Annotated in this window: 19 protein-coding genes; 17 read left to right on the top strand and 2 right to left on the bottom strand. The window is 36.4% G+C overall.

All coding sequences use genetic code 11. The annotated features are described in order from the left end of the window. The first annotated feature begins 16 nt into the window (after nt 1-16). The 7 genes from CVO_RS01095 to CVO_RS01125 all read left to right on the top strand — a co-directional run bounded on the left by CVO_RS01095 (nt 17) and on the right by CVO_RS01125 (nt 6,250). On the top strand, nt 17-490 hold the full coding sequence (locus CVO_RS01095; protein ID WP_159569524.1) for a hypothetical protein: 474 nt from the start codon (nt 17-19) through the stop codon (nt 488-490). Beyond that, a complete protein-coding gene (gene nfo / locus CVO_RS01100) occupies nt 480-1,328 on the top strand; it encodes a deoxyribonuclease IV (protein WP_152300005.1) in 849 nt (282 codons plus the stop codon). The genes CVO_RS01095 and nfo overlap by 11 nt, the downstream gene beginning before the upstream one ends. A gap of 67 nt (nt 1,329-1,395) precedes the next feature. Next, the gene (locus tag CVO_RS01105; RefSeq protein WP_152300004.1) at nt 1,396-3,132 is read left to right on the top strand and encodes an ATP-binding protein; all 1,737 of its coding nucleotides are present in this window, start codon (nt 1,396-1,398) and stop codon (nt 3,130-3,132) included. A 78-nt stretch (nt 3,133-3,210) separates the two neighbouring features. Continuing rightward, complete coding sequence (locus CVO_RS01110; RefSeq protein ID WP_152300003.1) at nt 3,211-3,564, top strand: sirohydrochlorin chelatase; 354 nt, start codon at nt 3,211-3,213, stop codon at nt 3,562-3,564. Nucleotide 3,565: 1 nt separating this feature from the next. Further along, a complete protein-coding gene (locus CVO_RS01115) occupies nt 3,566-4,009 on the top strand; it encodes a nucleoside deaminase (protein ID WP_152300002.1) in 444 nt (147 codons plus the stop codon). Nucleotides 4,010-4,133: 124 nt separating this feature from the next. Next, complete coding sequence (locus tag CVO_RS01120; RefSeq protein ID WP_159569526.1) at nt 4,134-5,396, top strand: serine hydroxymethyltransferase; 1,263 nt, start codon at nt 4,134-4,136, stop codon at nt 5,394-5,396. 26 nt (nt 5,397-5,422) lie between these two features. Beyond that, the gene (locus tag CVO_RS01125) at nt 5,423-6,250 is read left to right on the top strand and encodes a bifunctional helix-turn-helix domain-containing protein/methylated-DNA--[protein]-cysteine S-methyltransferase (RefSeq protein WP_159569528.1); all 828 of its coding nucleotides are present in this window, start codon (nt 5,423-5,425) and stop codon (nt 6,248-6,250) included. Between the two features lie 29 nt (nt 6,251-6,279). On the opposite strand, the gene CVO_RS01130 is transcribed toward CVO_RS01125, so the two are convergent. Both CVO_RS01130 and CVO_RS01135 read right to left on the bottom strand, forming a co-directional pair. Further along, entirely contained in the window at nt 6,280-6,753 is a 474-nt protein-coding gene (locus tag CVO_RS01130) for a pyridoxamine 5'-phosphate oxidase family protein (protein ID WP_159569530.1), read from the bottom strand. Between the two features lie 183 nt (nt 6,754-6,936). Next, nucleotides 6,937-7,584 (bottom strand): SIMPL domain-containing protein, encoded by a 648-nt coding sequence (locus tag CVO_RS01135; RefSeq protein ID WP_159569532.1) that lies wholly within the window; start codon nt 7,582-7,584, stop codon nt 6,937-6,939. A gap of 143 nt (nt 7,585-7,727) precedes the next feature. Between CVO_RS01135 and CVO_RS01140 the strand changes: the two genes are divergently transcribed. From CVO_RS01140 to CVO_RS01185, 10 genes are all read left to right on the top strand, one after another. After that, nucleotides 7,728-7,907: a hypothetical protein gene (locus CVO_RS01140; protein ID WP_152299997.1), complete on the top strand. Its 180-nt coding sequence runs from the start codon at nt 7,728-7,730 to the stop codon at nt 7,905-7,907. Between the two features lie 2 nt (nt 7,908-7,909). Continuing rightward, a complete protein-coding gene (olsF, locus tag CVO_RS01145; RefSeq protein WP_152299996.1) occupies nt 7,910-9,625 on the top strand; it encodes a bifunctional ornithine lipid synthase OlsF in 1,716 nt (571 codons plus the stop codon). Nucleotides 9,626-9,879: 254 nt separating this feature from the next. After that, nucleotides 9,880-10,269, top strand: a complete 390-nt coding sequence (locus tag CVO_RS01150; protein WP_152299995.1) for an NAD(P)H-quinone oxidoreductase subunit 3 — start codon at nt 9,880-9,882, stop codon at nt 10,267-10,269. Next, nucleotides 10,251-10,760, top strand: coding sequence for a NuoB/complex I 20 kDa subunit family protein (locus CVO_RS01155; RefSeq protein ID WP_152299994.1), 510 nt, complete (start codon nt 10,251-10,253; stop codon nt 10,758-10,760). The genes CVO_RS01150 and CVO_RS01155 overlap by 19 nt, the downstream gene beginning before the upstream one ends. After that, nucleotides 10,760-11,566, top strand: coding sequence for an NADH-quinone oxidoreductase subunit C (locus CVO_RS01160; protein ID WP_152299993.1), 807 nt, complete (start codon nt 10,760-10,762; stop codon nt 11,564-11,566). Before CVO_RS01155 ends, CVO_RS01160 begins: the two co-directional genes overlap by 1 nt. Before the next feature lie 8 nt (nt 11,567-11,574). Further along, nucleotides 11,575-12,813, top strand: coding sequence for an NADH dehydrogenase (quinone) subunit D (gene nuoD / locus CVO_RS01165; protein ID WP_152299992.1), 1,239 nt, complete (start codon nt 11,575-11,577; stop codon nt 12,811-12,813). Beyond that, a complete protein-coding gene (locus tag CVO_RS01170; protein WP_152299991.1) occupies nt 12,813-13,034 on the top strand; it encodes an NADH-ubiquinone oxidoreductase subunit E family protein in 222 nt (73 codons plus the stop codon). Before nuoD ends, CVO_RS01170 begins: the two co-directional genes overlap by 1 nt. A gap of 14 nt (nt 13,035-13,048) precedes the next feature. After that, nucleotides 13,049-15,082 carry an FAD-dependent oxidoreductase gene (locus CVO_RS01175; protein ID WP_159569534.1) on the top strand — a complete coding sequence of 678 codons (2,034 nt, stop codon included), beginning with the start codon at nt 13,049-13,051 and terminating at the stop codon, nt 15,080-15,082. 12 nt (nt 15,083-15,094) lie between these two features. After that, on the top strand, nt 15,095-17,344 hold the full coding sequence (locus CVO_RS01180; protein WP_159569536.1) for a 2Fe-2S iron-sulfur cluster-binding protein: 2,250 nt from the start codon (nt 15,095-15,097) through the stop codon (nt 17,342-17,344). Continuing rightward, nucleotides 17,337-19,823, top strand: coding sequence for an NADH-quinone oxidoreductase subunit G (locus CVO_RS01185; protein ID WP_159569538.1), 2,487 nt, complete (start codon nt 17,337-17,339; stop codon nt 19,821-19,823). Before CVO_RS01180 ends, CVO_RS01185 begins: the two co-directional genes overlap by 8 nt.

Genomic DNA, 19,823 nt, shown 5'->3' on the forward strand with positions numbered 1-19,823 from the left:
TTGATACAATTCATTTATGAAATACATACTATTGATTTTTATTCTTTTTTTTAGCGCGTGCAGCATAAAAAATTATAAACATACGCAAACAAAAATTATTACCATAAAATCGCCAAAGATTAAGTTTTCAGATGTCGGTTATGTAAGAAACAGTGATCAATCAATAGAGCTAGAACTTTTTATGGCGGGTAAGAGCATAGAGAAAATTACCATAAATCATCTGATTTGTACGAGTGAAGGGTGTATGGGCAAAAGCGGATTTAACAAAGAGTATTTAGATGAAGCCTATCCTGAGGATATTATGCAAAATATGCTCCTCTCTTATGCAATTTATGATGGAAAAAATCTAATAAAAACAGAGAGCGGCTTTGAGCAGCACATTGTAGATGAAGATGTAGATATAGTTTACAAAGTAGATTTATATTCAGTTTACTTTAAAGATAAAAAAAACAGTATAATTTTTAAAATGAGGAGCATAGATGAGCAATAAGTTTGTAGGAGCACATGTAAGTGCAAGCGGCGGAGTTTTTAATGCAGTTGAAAATGCCGTTGAAATAGGGGCAAAAGCTTTTGCACTATTTACTAAAAACCAGAGACAATGGAGTGCAAAACCTCTTGATAATGAGACTATAGATAAGTTTAAAAAGGCTCTGCAAGAGAGCGGTATTTTGCCCCGTCATGTACTTCCGCACGACTCATATCTTATAAACATCGGCCATCCCGAAGCAGATAAAAGAGAAAAATCAATGGATGCTTTTTTGGATGAGGTACAAAGATGTGAGCAGCTTGGACTTGACAGGCTTAATTTTCATCCGGGAAGTCATCTAAAAAAGATAAGCGAAGATGAGTGTATGAGTAAAATTTCTGAGGCTATGAATATCACTCTTGAAAAAACAAAAGGTGTTAGTTTAGTGCTTGAAAACACTGCAGGACAAGGTAGTAATCTTGGTTGGAGATTTGAGCATTTGGCACAAATAATTGATAAAATAGAAGACAAAAGCCGTGTCGGAGTCTGTATAGATACTTGCCATATGTTTAGTGCAGGTTATGATATAAGAACAAGAGAAGCTTATGATAAAACATGGAGTGAATTTGATAAAATCATAGGATTTAAGTATTTGATGGGGATGCATATCAATGATTCAAAAGCAAAATTTGATTCGCATGTTGACAGACATCACTCTCTAGGCAAAGGTGAAATTGGACTTGATGCTTTTAAATTTATTATGAATGATGATAGAATGAACGATATTCCTCTTATACTTGAAACTATAGACAGTACTATTTGGAAAGATGAAATAAAATTGCTTTACTCTTTTGAAAATTGAGTTTGCTTTTGGCGGCTATAAAATCTTGACGCACTAATGCTCTAGAATATAAATTTTAAGGAAATACTTGGAAACATTAATCGACTTTTTAGAAACAAAAAATATAGAAAACTCTATGATTTTTGCACAATTAAAATGCAGTAAAGAAGAGGCAGTACTGCTGCAAACACTGGCAAAAAGATATATAAGCGGGGAGGAAGATGTTTTAACCCTTGATCTTTTACGAGAAATTTACGGGGATGAAAAGTATGAGAGAATAAAACATTTACAAGAGGTAAAACTTCTTTTAGAACTTGGCTGGCTGCATCAGCAGAGTTTTACACCCATAAAAATCTCCGAAGTCACACCCCTTGAGCTTTTAAATAGCTCAATAGGGCTCTCACCCTCGTTTTTGAAGCTGCTTCAAGATGGCGCATTAGAGAGTGAACTGCCGGATATTAAGCCCTATTCTGATCATCTTGAATATTTGCAGGATCAGTTTTTACGCATAGACCTTTATCAAAAAATGAGTGCAATCCGTCAAAATGTGCATGAACACTCTTTGGGAATAGACAGAACACAGGCAAAATTAAAGCTTTTGGAAAAACGCATAGATGACAGGGTCGCGCAGACTCCTGGAAAACTTGTGCTTGATAAATTTTTCAAACAAAAAAAGATGGACGCAAAAGAGCAGGTGATTTTTCTTGCACTTCTTCGTGAAGAGTACAGTGCCACGGATGCATCTTTGCGTGAGATGAACACGCTAATAGAGCTAATATCGCTTGATGAGTACGAGCGTATAAAAAACCGTTCGCTTTTAGAGGATGGCTCAAAGCTGATAAATGAGGGGATAATCGATTATGAAGAGATGCTAAATCCCTTTGGAGGAATCTCCAGAGCCTTTTATATTGTCGATGATGTTCTTCAAAGCATTATTCATCCTCAAAAGAGCAAAAAAGTACGCCGTATAAAATTAAATACTCTTGTAGATGAGCAGGATATCTTTGAGTTGGTTGATCCTGAAACTTCACTAGAAGATGTAGTGCTTGCAAATGATACACAAGAGACTCTTAAAAATCTTATGAGACAGCTTGACAAAGAGGTTGTTCTAAGACTTATAGAGTGGGGAGTCAAAGATAAAAAAAGTGGTATTGACGCAAGAATCATTTTTTACGGTGCGGCAGGAACTGGTAAAACCATGACGGCATATTCTCTCGCAAAGTCGCTCAAACGCCAGGTTTTGGCATTTGACTGTTCAAAGATTCTCTCTATGTATGTTGGCGAGAGTGAGAAAAATGTCCGCAAAATATTTGATACTTTTTATGATTTATGTGAAAAAACAAAAACAGAACCAATACTTTTGTTAAACGAGGCAGATCAGTTTTTAGGTGCGCGCTCAAGCGGTGCAAACAGCGGGGCTGACCAGATGCACAATCAAATGCAAAATATCTTTTTGGAGCAGATTGAGAAGTTTAAGGGCGTGCTTATTGCTACTACAAATCTTCTTGAAAACATTGATAAAGCATTCTCAAGACGCTTTAACTACAAGATAGAGTTTAAAAAACCAAACAAAGAACAGCGGCTCTCTCTTTGGAAAAAGATGCTTCCTTTGCATGCGCCATATGAAGAGGGTTTTGACCTAAACGAGCTTGCTGAATACTCTTTAACAGGCGGACAAATAAGCTTGATTATAAAAAATACCGCATATAAAGTAGCCGTAAGAGAGGAACCTGTTTTTTCTTTAAAAGATTTTGAACATGAGATAAAAAAAGAGAAGAGTGCAAGTTTTGACAGTGAAAAATTGATGGGATTTATAAATAAATAAGATTTTTATAAAATTATATTGATGAGTTGTAAATAAAAAATTATCTCAGTTATATATAGCAGCAGAGGAGAAGAGAAGATGGATGGATATATACTTCTTTCACATGGAAGTAAAGTAAAAGCTTCAAATGAGGCAAGTTTTAAGGTTTTAGAAGAGCTTAGAAAAAATATTCAAAACATAGAGTTGGCTTTTTTGGAATTAGCTGAGCCTGATTTTGAAAATGCCGTAAAACTTCTCATAAAAGCCGGTGCAACCTCCATAAAAGTTTTACCTCTTTTTTTGGCTCCGGGAAAGCATGTAAAAGAAGATATTCCCTCTCTTCGTGAAGTATGCAGTAAAAAATATAAGATTGAGATTACTGTTTTAGAGCATATTGGGGCAAACAGCGGATATGTAAAGTTGATTGAAGATATCTTGTTATTTGGTAGATAGTATGAACAAATTTATGCGTGAAGCTGTAAAAGAGGCATTTAAAGGCGTAGAACAAAATCACGGCGGCCCTTTTGGAGCCGTGATAGTAAAAGAGGGCAAAATTATTTCAAAAGCTCATAATGAAGTTATAAAACAAAATGACCCGACTTTACATGCCGAGATAAATGCAATTAAAAAAGCTTCCAAAAAACTCCAAACTTTTGATTTAAGCGGATGCGAAATTTATATTACATGCATGCCGTGCCCTATGTGCATGGGAGCGATAAGATGGGCAAATATTAAAACAGTTTATTACGGAGCAACAAGTAAAGATGCAGATAAAATAGGTTTTAGAGACAAAGAGTTTTATGAAAAAGAGTTTTTAGAGTTAAAAAATATCGACAGAGAAGAGTGTCTAAAACCATTTAAAGCGTGGAGTGCAAAGGAAGATAAGATTCTCTACTAAGAGTGCAATACATAGTTTTTCAATACTCATAATCAACATCTCCATTTTCAAGATAGCAACTTTTGGATTGTTAAATCTTTTTGATTCGGTTATTCTTTTAAAAATAAAAGATTGGAGAAAAAGGATGAGCTTTATATCAAACGCAAGCTTGGAAGTTGCAGACAGTGAAGTTTTTTCAATTATTGAAAAAGAGTTAAAGAGACAAACCAATCACTTAGAGATGATTGCTAGTGAAAATTTTACAAGCCCGGCCGTTATGCAGGCTATGGGAAGTGTTTTTACTAACAAATATGCGGAAGGGTATCCATATAAAAGATACTATAGCGGTTGTGAGGAAGCTGACGCTGTTGAGCAGTTGGCGATTGAGAGGGTTTGTAAAATCTTTGGCTGTGCTTATGCCAATGTTCAGCCTCACTCAGGAAGTCAAGCAAATGCTGCTGTTTACGCGGCACTCCTTCAAGCAGGAGATAGAATTTTAGGTATGAATCTCTCTGATGGCGGACATTTAACTCATGGAAGCAAACCATCTTTTTCAGGTAAAAATTACTCTGCATTTTATTATGGCGTAGAGCTTGATGGAAGAATCAATTATGATAAAGTTTTAGAAATTGCAAAAATAACTCAACCAAAAATCATAGTTTGCGGTGCCAGCGCATACGCAAGAGAGATAGATTTTAAGAAATTTAAAGAGATAGCCGACGAGGTCGGTGCTATTTTATTTGCCGATATTGCGCATGTTGCAGGTCTTGTTGCCGCGAACGAGCATATGAGTCCATTTCCTTATGCAGATGTTGTAACAACTACCACACATAAAACTCTAAGAGGTCCAAGAGGCGGTGTGATTATGACAAATGATGAGGAGATTGCTAAAAAAATCAACTCAGCCATTTTCCCAGGAATTCAAGGTGGACCGCTTGTCCACATTATAGCTGCGAAGGCAGTTGCATTTAAAGAGGTGCTAGATTCATCATGGAGAGAGTACGCAAAACAGGTAAAGGCAAATGCTAAAGTGCTTGAGAGAGTACTGCTTGAGAGAGGATTTGAACTTGTTTCGGGTGGAACGGATAATCATCTTGTTTTGGTCTCATTTTTAGACAAACCTTTCTCTGGTAAAGATGCAGATACAGCTTTAGCAGATGCGGGAATAACTGTAAATAAAAACACAGTTCCGGGAGAGAAGAGAACACCGTTTGTAACCTCGGGTATCAGAATAGGAAGCCCTGCATTAACGGCAAGAGGTATGAGGGAAAAAGAGTTTGAGTTTATCGCAAATAAAATCTGCGATGTTTTAGATAATATTGAAGATAAAGTTCTCCATGCTAAAATAAACAAAGAGTTAGAAGAGTTAGCCGGGAATTTTGTGATTTATAATCAATCGACTTACTAAGGGTTTTTTGAGAGTTTGGAGAGGCGATGCATACTTTTAACAGCAACTATATACAGATAGAAAAAGCAATCAAATATATTGATGAAAATTTCAAAAAGCACCCTTCAATTGATGAAGTCGCTAAAAATATCGGCATGAGCAAATACCACTTCATAAGAGTATTTAAAGAGTATGTAGGCGTTACTCCTATGCAGTTTTTACACAGCGTGACACTAAACTATGCGAAAGAGCATATAAAAGAGTCTAAATCCATACTTGAGAGCAGTTTAGATATGGGGCTCTCAAGCTCAAGCCGACTGCATGAACTTTTTGTAAACCTAATCGGGGTAACTCCAAAAGAGTGGAGAGAAAAGGGCAGAGATGTTTTAATAACCTACGGATTTGGAGAAACTCCTTTTGGAGAGGCTTTGATAGGATTTACGGACAAAGGCATCTGTTATTTGGGTTTTATTGATAATAATAAAAATGAGATTTTCAACAGATTTAAAGAACTTTGGGAAAATGCAAATCTCTGTTTCGATGAAAAAGCCGCAAATGAGTACTTAGAAAATATCTTCATAAAAAATAAAAAATACTCCCTATTTGTAAAGGGAACAAATCTTCAGATAAATGTCTGGAAAGCTCTTTTAAATCTGCCAAACGGGATAGTCGTAACCTACCAAGATATAGCAAACTTCCTAGATAAACCAAAAGCAACCAGAGCAGTAGCAAGTGCCATCGGAAGAAACCACATAGGATACTTAATTCCATGTCACAGAGTTATAGCTAAAAGCGGAGCCATGAGCGGTTATAGATGGGGGATTGAGCGTAAAAAAATACTGATTGCCTATGAGTCTTTAAGCAAAGAAAAATAGATTATTTTTGAGGGGAGAAGCTTCCCTCTTTATTTATAATACCTTCCGGCACATGTTAAAATATCTACTCTTATAACAGCGGTTGTATTTATCATCTTAAGAGGCATCTCTCTATCTGCCAAATGAGGTGTAAATTTTTCTACGATTTTAGATAAAGCGATTTTTTTCTCATCAAAATCAGTAACAATTGAAGCCGTCCCATTAGCGATAATGCTATTGAATGCCGTGTTTACATCACAAGGATTTTCAACACCTTCATGCAACAAAGAGAACATTTCATCTATTTCAAAACAGACATTTGGGTTAAACGCAATATTGTCGATTTTTTTACCCTTTGGCAAGCCATGCATATATATTTTATCTTCAAAATATACAAAATGCATAGGCAATATATATGGAAAAGCGTCTTGAGAAAAAGTCCCAAGTCGTCCAACTTCAGCTCTTAAAAACAGCTCTTCTATTTGCTCTTTGCTTAAGAGGTGTGTTTTAGTTCTATGTCTCATATTCGCCCTTTTTAAATATATAAATCTAGCACTATTATAGACTAGCTATAGAACTTGAGTCAATCCAAAAATTGCTAACTCTCTTTTGATATTTTTCTTAACTACAGCTATAATGTTTTCTAATTTTATTAATATGAAACTGCTTTTTTCTACAGAAGATTTTGAAAAAGAGGATAAAATTCTTTACTGACACTCAAAAGTATAAGTTGCATTAACACTCATGAGTGTCGGTTCTTTTGTAGGTGTTTCGATGGAGTTTTTTGACATAAACATCGTCTGAGATGTGCGATAGATAAATGAGTTTGTGTGGATTTCTACTTTTTTTTCACTGCACTGCGCAACACTCTCTTTTTTCAAAATTTCTGCGTACTCTTTTGCGTAACGGATAGCCTTGAACTCCAAACTCATTTTTGCGGTATTCACACTCTCTTTGTCAACCACCCATTTTATGGGCGCTTGTTGTAGTTCCAACTCTTTTTGTTTATCAAAAAATGTGACAATCTCCTCTATCTCCTCTATATTTTTAAAGCTGCACTCAAAATTTGCCCTTGCAACAAAACCCAAAAGTTCTCTTTCATTCGATTTGTAGTTGTACTCAGGATTAAGTGTGTAGGCTCCGCCTTTGCATTGCGAGTGTTTTTTGATAGTTGCGATTGCGGGATGAAGAAGCGCTTTTGTCTCTTTGGCGCTCTTTTTCTTTGCGATAAACGAGAAGTGAAGTTCCATTCTATCACTCTCTAAGTTCTCCTCAAATATTTTATTGACTTTTAGTTCATATCCAAAACTTACCGTAGTAAAGAGACCTAAAAGAAGAAGTTTTAAAAAATGCATAATGATCCTTTGTTTTTTACAATAATTGTATTCTTTTTTTAAACATATCAAAATTTGTAATACTTCCGTAACCTTTTGGTAATTAGCTTGTAACAAATTTCATGCAAAATTCTACTATAAAACTAGTTATATGGAGACATGAAATGTTAACTTTTACTGCCGAGATAATCAACTGCATACATAAATATTACAATATAAATAAAGAAGACGCACAAGAGATAGTTAATGATGAGTGGGACTATATAGAAGAAGAGTTTGTTAAAGAGCAAAGCAGTGCTAAAGAGATAGCTAAAAATCTTATTTCATTATATATGGTGGCATAGTTATGCCTGTGAGTGTAGAAAACTATTTTGCGCATAATTATCCATCTTTTTCAAAATGGCCACATCTTTTTCGCAGCGGAGTTGTTGTTTTTTTTAAAAAACTTCTTCATGAGAATGAGATAAATGATGTTTTACTAAAGAATAAAAATCTTGATGCATTTGATTTTATTGAGTTTGTGTTGGAGTATTTTAATATAGATATCACCATAAATAAAAATCAAATTTCAAGAATTCCATCATATGGCAGGGTTGTTATTATTGCAAATCATCCTTTAGGCGCACTTGATTCGCTTGCTCTTTTAAATGTTATAAAAGAGGTTAGAAAAGATGTGAAAATTGTTGCATCTAATTTTCTGTCGGAGTTTAAAAATTTGGATGAGGTGCTTATACCCATAGAAAATATAAAAGGCAAAATGCAGAGAAACTCTGTAGAGGCTATTTATGAAGCACTAAATAAAGAGCAGGTTGTTATTATATTTCCTTCCGGTGAAGTGAGCCGTGCAGGCTTTGGCGGCATAAAAGATACAAAATGGAAAAAAGGATTTTTAAAGATAGCCCAAAATACCAAGTCACCTATTTTACCTATTTTTATAGATGCAAAAAATTCAAAAACTTTTTATTTTCTCTCTATGATAAACAAATCTTTTGCTACTGCCACTATACCGTATGAGATGTTTAAGCATTATAATAAAAACATAGCTTTTACCATAGGCAAAACAATTCCTTTTGAGAGCTATTACGCCCCGAGCATTGAAATCTCAAACAGAGTTAAACTGCTTCGCAAACACTTTTATAAAGTTGCTAAAAAACAAAAAGAGATATTTAAAACATATAACGGCATTGCGCTTGCAGAAAATAGGCAGGAGCTAAAAAAAGAGCTTCAAAATGCCAAACTCATAGGCGAAACAACTGATGGCAAAAAAATATATCTTTATATAAATGCAGAAAATAATGTTTTAATCAAAGAGATAGGAAGATTGCGAGAGATTAGTTTTCGTCAGGTAAAAGAGGGGAGTTTAAAGCAAAGAGATATTGATGATTTTGACTATTGCTATGAGCATATTATTCTTTGGGATGAGAAAGATTTGGAGATTGTCGGATCATATCGCATTGTAAAAGCGAATGAAATGATTGACGCATTCGGTGTTGAGGGACTCTACTCCTCAACACTTTTTGAATTTAAAGATGAATTTGACAAATATTTAACAAATTCAATTGAATTAGGACGCAGTTTTGTACAGCCTAAATATTGGAATTCAAGAGCACTTGATTATCTATGGCAGGGAATCGGAGCGTATCTGCAAAAAAATCCGGATATAAGATATATGTTTGGCTGTGTTAGTATATCTAATCAATATAATGAAGATGCAATTGCGCTTTTAATCTACTTTTACAGTAACTATTTTGGTTCAAAGATAAAAATTGTAAAGCATAAAGAGAGTTATATGATGCCTGAATCAAAAAAAGCTATGTTTGATACACTGTTTTTTAAAAATGATTATGCAAAAGATATTGTTATTTTAAAACAGGAACTTCAAAAAATTGGGTATTCGATACCGACACTTTACAAACAGTATAGTGAGCTTTGTGATGAGGGCGGCGTTGAATTTTTGGATTTTGGCAGAGATAAAGAGTTTGAAAATTGTGTAGATGGTTTTTTAGTTGTGGATACATATAAAATTAAAGAACAAAAACAAAGACGCTACCTTGGCAGGTAGTGTTACAAATCAGGACTTTGCAAATTTAAGTCTTTGTGATGTGTTTCAATAATTCACACTTGTGATAATAATATAAAAAATATGTAGTATTTAGTAACAGCAGCCATCTCAAATATCCTCTTAATCTTTTATTTAATACTCTTTTTGCTACAATCCTTTTAACTGTTTTTTCTAAAAAAATATGAAAATATTTAAGTCAAACGGCTTATGTTTTTATATGTTTTAAAACAATTATAATTACAAAGGTGGGTTATATGGAGCATATTAGTACCGCAAATCCCTATTTTGGGGTATTTGTACTTTTTCTTCTAACATTTGGTGCATTTACAATGACTACGATTATTGCTCGTTTGGCAAGTCGTGCATTGGCAGCTAAAAACAGTGAAAAAATAAAATTGTCGGTTTATGAGTGTGGACCTGAAGTAACAAAACAGCCAAACAGAATCTCTCCGCAGTTTTATCTTTTTGCACTGCTTTTTTTACTTTTTGATGTAGAGATAGTCTTTATGTTCCCTTGGGCGGTTGATTTTAAACTGCTTGGATGGTTTGGTTTTGCCGAAATGTTAATGTTTATACTGCTTTTGACAATCGGTTTTATTTATGCATGGAAAAAAGGAGCGCTTGAATGGCACAACATAAAATAAATTATACGCAAAACGGCGGTTTGCCGGTTGCCCTTACAAGTATTGATAAAATTGTAAACTGGGGGCGTTCAAACTCTTTGTGGGCGCTTACTTACGGTCTTGCTTGTTGCGGTATTGAGATGATGGCATCAGGTGCTTCAAGATATGACTTTGATCGTTTTGGAACCATCTTTAGAGCTTCTCCTCGTCAGTCAGATGTTATGATAGTCGCAGGAACGCTTACAAAAAAACATGCAGAGTTTATTAAAAGACTTTATGATCAAATGACAGAACCAAAATGGGTTATATCTATGGGTTCATGCGCAAATACAGGCGGTATGTTTAACACTTATGCAACCGTTCAAGGAGTCGATAGAATTATTCCTGTTGATTTATATCTTCCGGGATGTGCTCCTCGTCCAGAAACACTTCAATACGGCGTGATGCTGCTTCAGAAAAAGATTCGTGCAAATCAAGCATCAAGAGCACAAAAAGCTAAAAGGTTGATGTAATGAGAGCTTATAAACCAAAAGACGATGTTCAGAAAAAAGCCTATTACACTGACAGATTTTATGTTGCACCGCAGGTACCAAAGTCACCTGTAGAGAGTGATGAGGTTTTCGCAAAAGATCTTGAAGCGATAAAAGCAAAATTTAAAGTTATCGATGCATATATACAAGTCGGTCAAATGGTTGTTTTCATTAATCCTGAAGATAACTATCAGGTTTTAGAGCTCTTAAGAGACGAGTGTGATTATACACAGCTTACAGAGATGAGTGCAATTGACTGGCTTGCAAAAAGAGGCGGTTTTGAAGTTTTTTATCAGATGCTAAGCATGAATAAGCGCAAACGCATTCGCATCAAAATGTTTATCAACAAAGGCGAGGCGGTAAATTCGGTTGAAAAACTCTTCCGCTCTGCTGACTGGTCAGAGAGAGAAATGTTTGATATGTTCGGTATCGAAGCAAACGGACATCCGTTTATGAAAAGAATTCTTATGCCTTACGATTGGCAGGGGCATCCGCTTTTAAAAACTTATCCATTGCAAGGTGATGAATTTGCAGCGTGGTATGAAGTTGACAAGATTTACGGCAAAGAAGCAAGAGATGCAATCGGGCCTGAACTTCGTGATACTGCAAAAGTAGACAGATATGACTCTGAGAGATTTTCGCGTTTAGGTTTTGAAGTTCCTAAAGGAACAAAAATTACGGGCAATGAAGCAAGAAACGAAGAAAATTACCAAGAAGAAGGTGGTGTTTTCATGATTACAAAATTTGATAAAAAAGATTCGGTCGTTATAGACGATCCTCAAAGATAGGTAGTAATATGCAAGTAAAAAATAGATTAAACCCGTTTTTTGAAAATATCACTTTTGACAGGGAAGATAATGAGCTGATTTTAAACTTTGGTCCACAGCACCCTTCAGCTCACGGACAGCTTCGTTTAATGCTTCATTTGCAGCAAGAGATGATTGTAAAAGCACATCCAGATATCGGGTATCTTCACCGCGGTATGGAGAAGATGGCTGAGAATATGATTTACAATGAGTTTATGCCGACAACCGACCGTATGGATTACATCGCGTCATCTTCTAATAATTATGGTTTTGCTTTGGCAGTTGAGAGGCTTATAGGTCTTGAGGTGCCTCGTCGTGCAAAAGTTATCCGTATGATGCTTTTAGAGATCAACCGTCTTATGAGCCACCTTTTCTGGCTGGCAACGACTGCTCTTGACATCGGTGCTATGACGGTTTTCCTTTTTGCTTTTCGCGAGAGAGAGTATCTTATGGATATTATCGAAGGGTATTGTGGAGCAAGACTTACGCATGCAGCTATCCGCATCGGCGGAGTTCCTTTAGATATTCAAGATAGTTTTATCGCTCAATTAAGAACATTTTTGGATAAACTTCCTCAAAACATAAAAGATTATGAAGATCTTCTTGATACGAACCGTATTTGGTTAATGAGAATGGAAGAGGTGGGAACTATCTCAAAAGAGATGGCGCTTTCATGGGGATGTACAGGTCCTATGTTAAGAGCTAGCGGTGTTGCATGGGATATTCGCAAAGAGGAGCCGTACGAGCTTTACGATGAAGTAGAGTTCAGAGTGCCTTACTCTGACAAGGGTGATAACTTTGCAAGATACCGTATTTATATGGAAGAGATGAGAGAGTCTGCAAAGATTCTTTATCAAACAATTGATATGTATGAAGAGACGGTAAAAAATAATCAAACAGAACTTATGGCTCATGCGCCTAAATATGTCTCTGCTCCAAAGCTTGACATTATGACGCAAAACTACTCTTTAATGCAGCACTTTGTTCTTGTAACACAAGGTATGAGACCTCCTGTCGGAGAAGTTTATGTAGCAACTGAGTCTCCAAAAGGCGAACTTGGTTTTTATATCAACTCTCAAGGCGGACCATACCCATACAGACTAAAACTTCGTGCACCGTCATTCTGGCATACGGGTATTTTAACAGACCTTCTTCCTGGTCACTATATTCCGGATGTTGTTTCAATTATCGGTACGACTAATATCGTATTTGGAGAGGTTGACAGATAATGAAAAGATATGATTTAAGACATTTAAAAGATGGTTTTGAGCCTCGCATGAGAGAGATTTTAGTATCTCATAAAGCAGGAGAAGTTGCAATTTTTTTATTTGAGATTGGTGATTTTTCACCTATTCAAAGATCTGCGGATTTGGTAAAAGAGTGCGGATATGAGTTATTGAACTCTTTAAAGTTTAACGAAGTCGACTGGACTATCGTAACGAAAAAATAGATAGGATCTGAATTTTGAGTAAAGTATATTTTTCTACTTGGAACGGCGAGTTAATAAACAATATTAACAAACCTGAGCAAGAGTGGGAAGAATCAGCTTATAACTTACCTGCACAATATGATAATCATCGAGAATCTAAAGCTTTTATAGGTTGGGATGGTGTCGCTCTTTTTGATAAAGATGTTGATGTGATTCGTTTGGCTATGGAGTATGCTGCGCAGTATCAAGAGTACTCTGAAGCGTGTGGACGATGCGCACCCGGAAGATGGGGTGGCAGAATTTTGTATGATCAGCTTGATAAAATTGCTCGCGGTGAGGGAAGTGTAGCTGATTTGGATCATCTAAAAGAGATCGGTAAAAGTATGCAGATTACTTCAAAATGTGAAATTGGAAAAACTGTTCCAAATCCTATTATTGATTTAATGACACATTTTGAAGATACATTTTTAGAGTGTATAAATGAGCAGAAACCATCTAGGCATTATTATGATGAGATTGGTTACATCGCAAAAATTACTGCACCGTGTACTGATGCCTGTCCTTCGCATGTAGATATTCCGGGTTATATTGAGGGAGTTAGAGACCTTAGAATGGATGATTCCCTTATGGCAACGCGTCAAACTATGCCGCTTGCACATGTTTGTGGCCGCGTTTGTCCACACCCATGTGAAGATGCATGTCGTCGTACGAATCTTGATGAACCTATCTCTATTATGTCTCTAAAGCGTTTGGGCGCTGATTGGGAGACTGATCACGGATATGATTTTTTTCATCCGATGGAGAAAAAAGAGAGCATAGGCAAAAGAGTTTCAGTTATCGGAGCGGGTCCTGCAGGACTTACGACTGCTTACTATCTGGCTGCTGAGGGTGTTGAGGTAGATGTTTATGAAGAACTTCCTGTTTTAGGAGGTGAAGTAGCCGTCGGTGTTCCTGAATACAGAATGCCTATAGCTAAGTACAATCAAGATATCGAGTGTGTAAGAGATATGGGCGTTAACTTTATAACAAACTCTAAAATCAATGCTGATGATATGAGAAGATTTGAAAAAGAGTATGATGCTGTAATGGTTGCTACAGGTACTAGAATCTCTAAAAAAGTTTATGCTGAAAATGAAAGACCACAAATCAAAGGATATTGGGGTGCAATTGACTTTTTGGATAAAGTAAATCTTTATGAAAAGTATGGATATACCATCTCAAAAGAGGAGCAAGAGCAGAATCTTTTAACGACTGACTATGTTGATTTGACAGGTAAAACCGTTGTATGTGTCGGTGGTGGATTTACCTCAATGGATGTTGTAAGATGTGCAATTAGAGCTAATGCAAAAAAAGTTTATATGATTTATCGTAGAGATGAGAAAACTATTATTAAAAACACGACTTATGAGGAGTATCATGAAGCTGTAGAAGAAGGAGTGGAATTTCTGTTTCACTCTGCAGTTGCTGAGATAAGAGATGAGAATGATATTCTCAAATCACTGCTTATAGATAAGTTTGAACTTGTTCCTGATCCAGAGGGCGGTCGTGCTCAACTTGTGAAAATTGAGGGAGAGTCGTATGAGATTAAAGCGGATTATCTTATTCCTGCAGTTTCACAATCAGCCGATTTAAAACTTCTTCCGCAAGAGTGGGAGATAGAGATGACTTCATGGGGAACAATAAAAACAAATGGTAAAGATTATATGACATCGCGCAGAGGTATTTTTGCTTCAGGAGATTGTGAATATGGTCCGATGACAATTGTTAATGCAGTAGGACAGGCAAAAAGAGCGGCTTCTGTAATGAGCAGATATGTTCATACTGGTGAAATAACCTTAAGTGATGATGAGATAATGGAAGATCACTTAAGAAAGCTTCGTGTATATGATAAAAAAGAGAAAATAACCGGATGGTTGCCGGGAGTGCCTCGTCAACACTCTACGGTTCTTGATGTTGAGGATAGAAAATATAACAACAAAGAGGTAAATTTAGGTTTTACACAAGAAGAGGCGATAAGTGAAGCAGAACGCTGTATGCGTTGTTACTATATTGCTATGGTGCAGGCTTAGAGGATGGGAGATATGAATAAATTGATAAATTTTAAAATTGACGGCATCCAAGTAGAGGCACAAAAAGGCGAGACTATTTTAACCGTAGCTCGCAAAAACGGCATATATATTCCGACAATGTGTTATATCTCTAAAACGACTCCTTGTGCATCATGTCGTATGTGTGTGGTCGAAGCCAAAGGTGTTGAAGGCTTTATTTTAAGCTGTAATACGCCTCCAACTGAGGGAATAGAGATTACTACACATAATGATGCTCTTGAAAATGAGAGAACAAACATTATGAAACTATATGATGTAAATCATCCTCTAGAGTGTGGTGTTTGTGATAAATCAGGCGAATGTGATCTTCAAAATAAAACATTAGAATTTAATGTAGAACGACAAGATTTTTCAGCTCGTGATCAGCTTCGTCCTTTACAGCATTGGGGACTTATTGATTATGAACCTTCACTTTGTATATTATGCGAAAAGTGTGTGCATGTATGTAATGAAGTAATTGGAGATGATGCCATAGAGGTAAAATTCGGCGGGTACAGCTCAACTATTATCCCAAAAAACAGTGATACTTTGGATTGTACATTCTGCGGTGAGTGTATTGCAGTTTGTCCTGTAGGCGCTCTTACAAGCAGCAACTTTAAATATAGAGCAAATGCGTGGGAGCTAAATCGTGTTCCTGCCACATGTGCTCACTGCTCTGCCGGATGCCCGCTTGAGTATGAGACAAGACACAGCGGAGTTAATGGTTCAGATGAAATCTACAGAGTGAAAAACAACTTTGAATTTGCCTCTTTGTGCGGTGCGGGACGATTTGGTTTTGATTTTGACAACAAAGCAAAAAGAGATGAAACCGCATTTAACAGAGCAATAGAAGCTTTGAAAAATGCAAAAGCGATTCGCTTCTCTTCTATGATTACAAATGAAGAAGCGCATATTCTGGAACTTTTAAGAGAGAAGCTGGGAATCAAGCTATTCAATGAAGATGCAAGAAAATTTGCAGAGTTTATGAGAGCTTACAGTACTATAAGCGGAAAACTTCACCACAGCGCTACACTTGATGCAATAAAGCAATCAGATGCCGCAATAATTATCGGGAGCAGAATAGCAACGGATAATCCAGGTGTAAGATATGCACTAACTACAGCTTCAAAACATAATGGTGCAAAAATTCTTTATGCGCACCCTATGGAAGATGTTTTAATGCAAAATGTAACTACTCAGTTTATGAAGTATGAAGTAGGAACAGAAGAGGGCGTTATGGCGCTTTTGGCGTATGCAATTTTAAAAGATGCCGATTTGGATAATGATGAAAGAGCGTTTTTTGATGATTTGGATTTGGGTTATCTGTATGCTGAGACAAATATCGGCGAAGAAGAGCTCTCTTTTATGATGCAATCTTTCGCAAGAGCAAAAAAAAGAACTCTTATATTAGGCAATGATCTAATAGCACATGAGCGTTCTAAAAACATAGCAAAATTGGCGGCACTTATAGAAAAATATAGCGATTTCTCTTTGATTGTTATACCTCGCGAAGTTAATACTCTAGGAGTTTCGCTTATTAATTCGCTTGATGTTGATGAAAATATTTCAAATGTAGTCGGGTATAATGCCAAAGGTGATTTTATTATCTCTTCATTAGGTGATGGAGATCTGGATATTCCAGCGCTCAATCAGCAAGAAGGAACTGTTGTAAATATTGATAATAGAGTACTTCCAACCAATGTGGCACTTAATTTTGAAGGATATTCTTTAAATGATATTGCACAGGTTTTTGAAATTTATAAAAACAATACAGTTGATTATACAAAAGAGCTAAATAAAAATTCCGGATTCAAAGAGATAGACTTTGATGATTTAGAGAATTTTTTATCGCCTATGGGTGAAGACAGCCGGGGCTATCTGCTTGATGAAGTTATCTGTGAAGTAAATGGTCGTATTGAAGAACCTGATGATCTGCCTGAGTTTAACGGAACTATTGTTTATCACTGTGATCCTGTACTTCAGTTTAACAACTATACAAACAGAACCAAACAGCTTCCTAAAGAGAATTTTTTAAGAGGTTCTGCTCAATTTAGTGTAGCCGCAAAAATTTCAGACGGTGATCTGGTTGAGATTAGTTTTGGGTCAACCAAAATCCAAAGAGAGTTTAAGTTAGATAATGAACTTAAAGGAACTATAGCGCTTAATCCTGCATTTGATATAGATGTAGATGCCAGCAGATATAGATTTGAAAAATCCAAAATAGTGAGAGTAAGTAATGAGTAAAATTACTATAAATATTGATGGAAAAGAGATTCAGACGCAAGAGGGCGAGTACATACTTAATGCTGCCCGTGCAAATGATATCTTTATACCGGCAATTTGTTATTTAACAAGATGCAGTCCGACACTGGCGTGTCGTTTATGTCTGGTTGAAGCCGACGGCAAGCAGGTATATGCATGTAACGCAAAATCCAAAGAAGGCATGAATATTGCCACAATGACTGAAAATATTGTAAAAGAGCGCCGTGCGATTATGGAGGTTTATGATGTAAACCATCCGCTTCAATGTGGTGTTTGTGACCAGTCAGGCGAATGTGAGCTTCAAAACTATACATTGGAAATGGGTGTAGACTCACAGCACTACGCGGTTAAAGATGTCAATAGAAAAGATAAAGACTGGGGGCATATTCACTACAACCCGGGTCTATGTATCGTTTGTGAGAGATGTGTTACTGCATGTAAAGATATGATTGGCGACAATGCGCTTAAAACAGTTCCGCGTGGTGCTGATGCACTTGAAGCAGAGTATAAAGAGAGTATGCCAAAAGACGCATATGCTATGTGGAACAAACTCAACAAATCTCTTATCGGTTTAACAAGTGGTGAAGAGATGCTTGATTGTACAAGTTGTGGCGAGTGTGCTGCTGTTTGTCCTGTTGGAGCACTTGTTGATACACACTTTATCTATACTTCAAATGCATGGGAACTTAAGCAAATTCCTGCTACATGCGGACACTGCTCTGCAGGATGTCAAATAAGCTATGATGTAAAACATACAAGCATTGACAATACAGATGAAAAAATTTACCGTGTTATGAATGAGTGGAACTATGTTTCACTTTGCGGTGCGGGAAGATACGGATTTGATTATCAAAACAGAGTTGAAGCAAAAGATGAGAAAGCATTTGCCAATGCGATAGAAGCGTTTAAAAAAGCCGATACTATTAAATTTACATCTACTATAACAAATGAAGAGGCATATCTTTTACAAAAACTAAAAGAGAAGTTCGGTTACAAGCTTGTAAACAGTGAAGCAAAAGCGTTCCAAACATTTTTAAACAACTATAGCGAAATCAGCGGAACAAAATTATATGGTTATGACCTTGAAGCTACTCACAACGCTAACTTTGTTATCTCTGTAGGGGCTGCATTAAAAAGTGATAATCCAAACGCAAGATATGCGCTTAACAACTCCATGACAGTAAACAAAGGTGCAGGTCTTTATTTTCATCCTCTAAAAGATCCTGTAATAGAGGGGCTTGGAAAAAGCATCATGACTATGTATCATGCACCGCTGCAAGAAGAAGCTGTTCTTTATCTGATTCTTGATCTGTTTGCAGATAAAGAGAAACTGCCTTCTGATATTGTTTCGTATCTAGCTTCATTTCACTCAACTAAAACTATAACTGTTGAAGAGATAATCAAAGAAGAGATTAGCGAAATTGTTAAAGTTATGAAAAAGAATGAAGAGACAGGCGAAGAGGAAGAGGTAGAAGAAGAGAAGAAAAAGATGGTTCCTAAAAAGGTTTCTAAAGAGGTGGAAATTGATGATAATCGCCTTTTAGAGATTTTAGGTGCGGACGATAAATTTATGGAGACTTTAGAGAAAAATCTTGCTAAAAAAGATAGTTTTGTTTTAATTGCAGGACCGGATCTCTATACTCATCCAAACTCAAAAAATCTTGCCCGTCTTTTAGCTCTTATTGAAAAGTACAGTGCATTTGAGCTTGTGATGATACCGAATTTGACAAATACGCTTGGTGTCTCTTTAATCTGTGAGCTTGATGATGAAGTCGGTTCATACGCAATTGGTTACAATACTAAGGGAGATTTTACGCTATCTGCTCTTGGTGATGGTGATCTTGATATGCCGGCAATAAATCAGCAGGAGGGAACGCTTACAAGCATCAATAAAAGAGTCAACCCTACAAATGCAGCAATCGGTTATAACGGTTATGAGTTAAATGACATTGCGAATGAACTCGGGCTTAATGCAGAGCATGTGATTGAATATACTAAGATGCTTCCTGAAGACAAAGGATTTAAAGCACAAGAGTTTGATAATCTTCCAAATCACTATGATAATGACGGTACTGAGCATCGCGGATATTTGTTAGAAAATATTTCAACTGTTACAAGCGGTGATGAGGCAGTTGCTGCATTTGGTGATGAAAAACTAGAGGGCAGTTTAATCTATATAGCAAATCCAGTAAGACAATTCACACCGTTTACATATAAAACCGCAAACCTTGATGAGGTAAGCGGTGTTTATATGAGTGAAGAGTTTTTAAGCAAATCTGATTTCAATGAAGGGGAGAGCGTAAGAGTGAAGAGTCAAAACGGTGAACTTGTAGCTAATATCGTAAGTGACAATAAGATCAGCGGAGATATAGTAATTCTGCCGACATTTGATCCTAAATTAAATTCAGAGGCATTGTTTAGCTCATACCGCTTTGCAACAGCTTCGATAGAAAGGGTGTAA

It is taken from the genome of Sulfurimonas sp. CVO (genome assembly GCF_009883775.1).
Lineage (GTDB): Bacteria > Campylobacterota > Campylobacteria > Campylobacterales > Sulfurimonadaceae > Sulfurimonas > Sulfurimonas xiamenensis.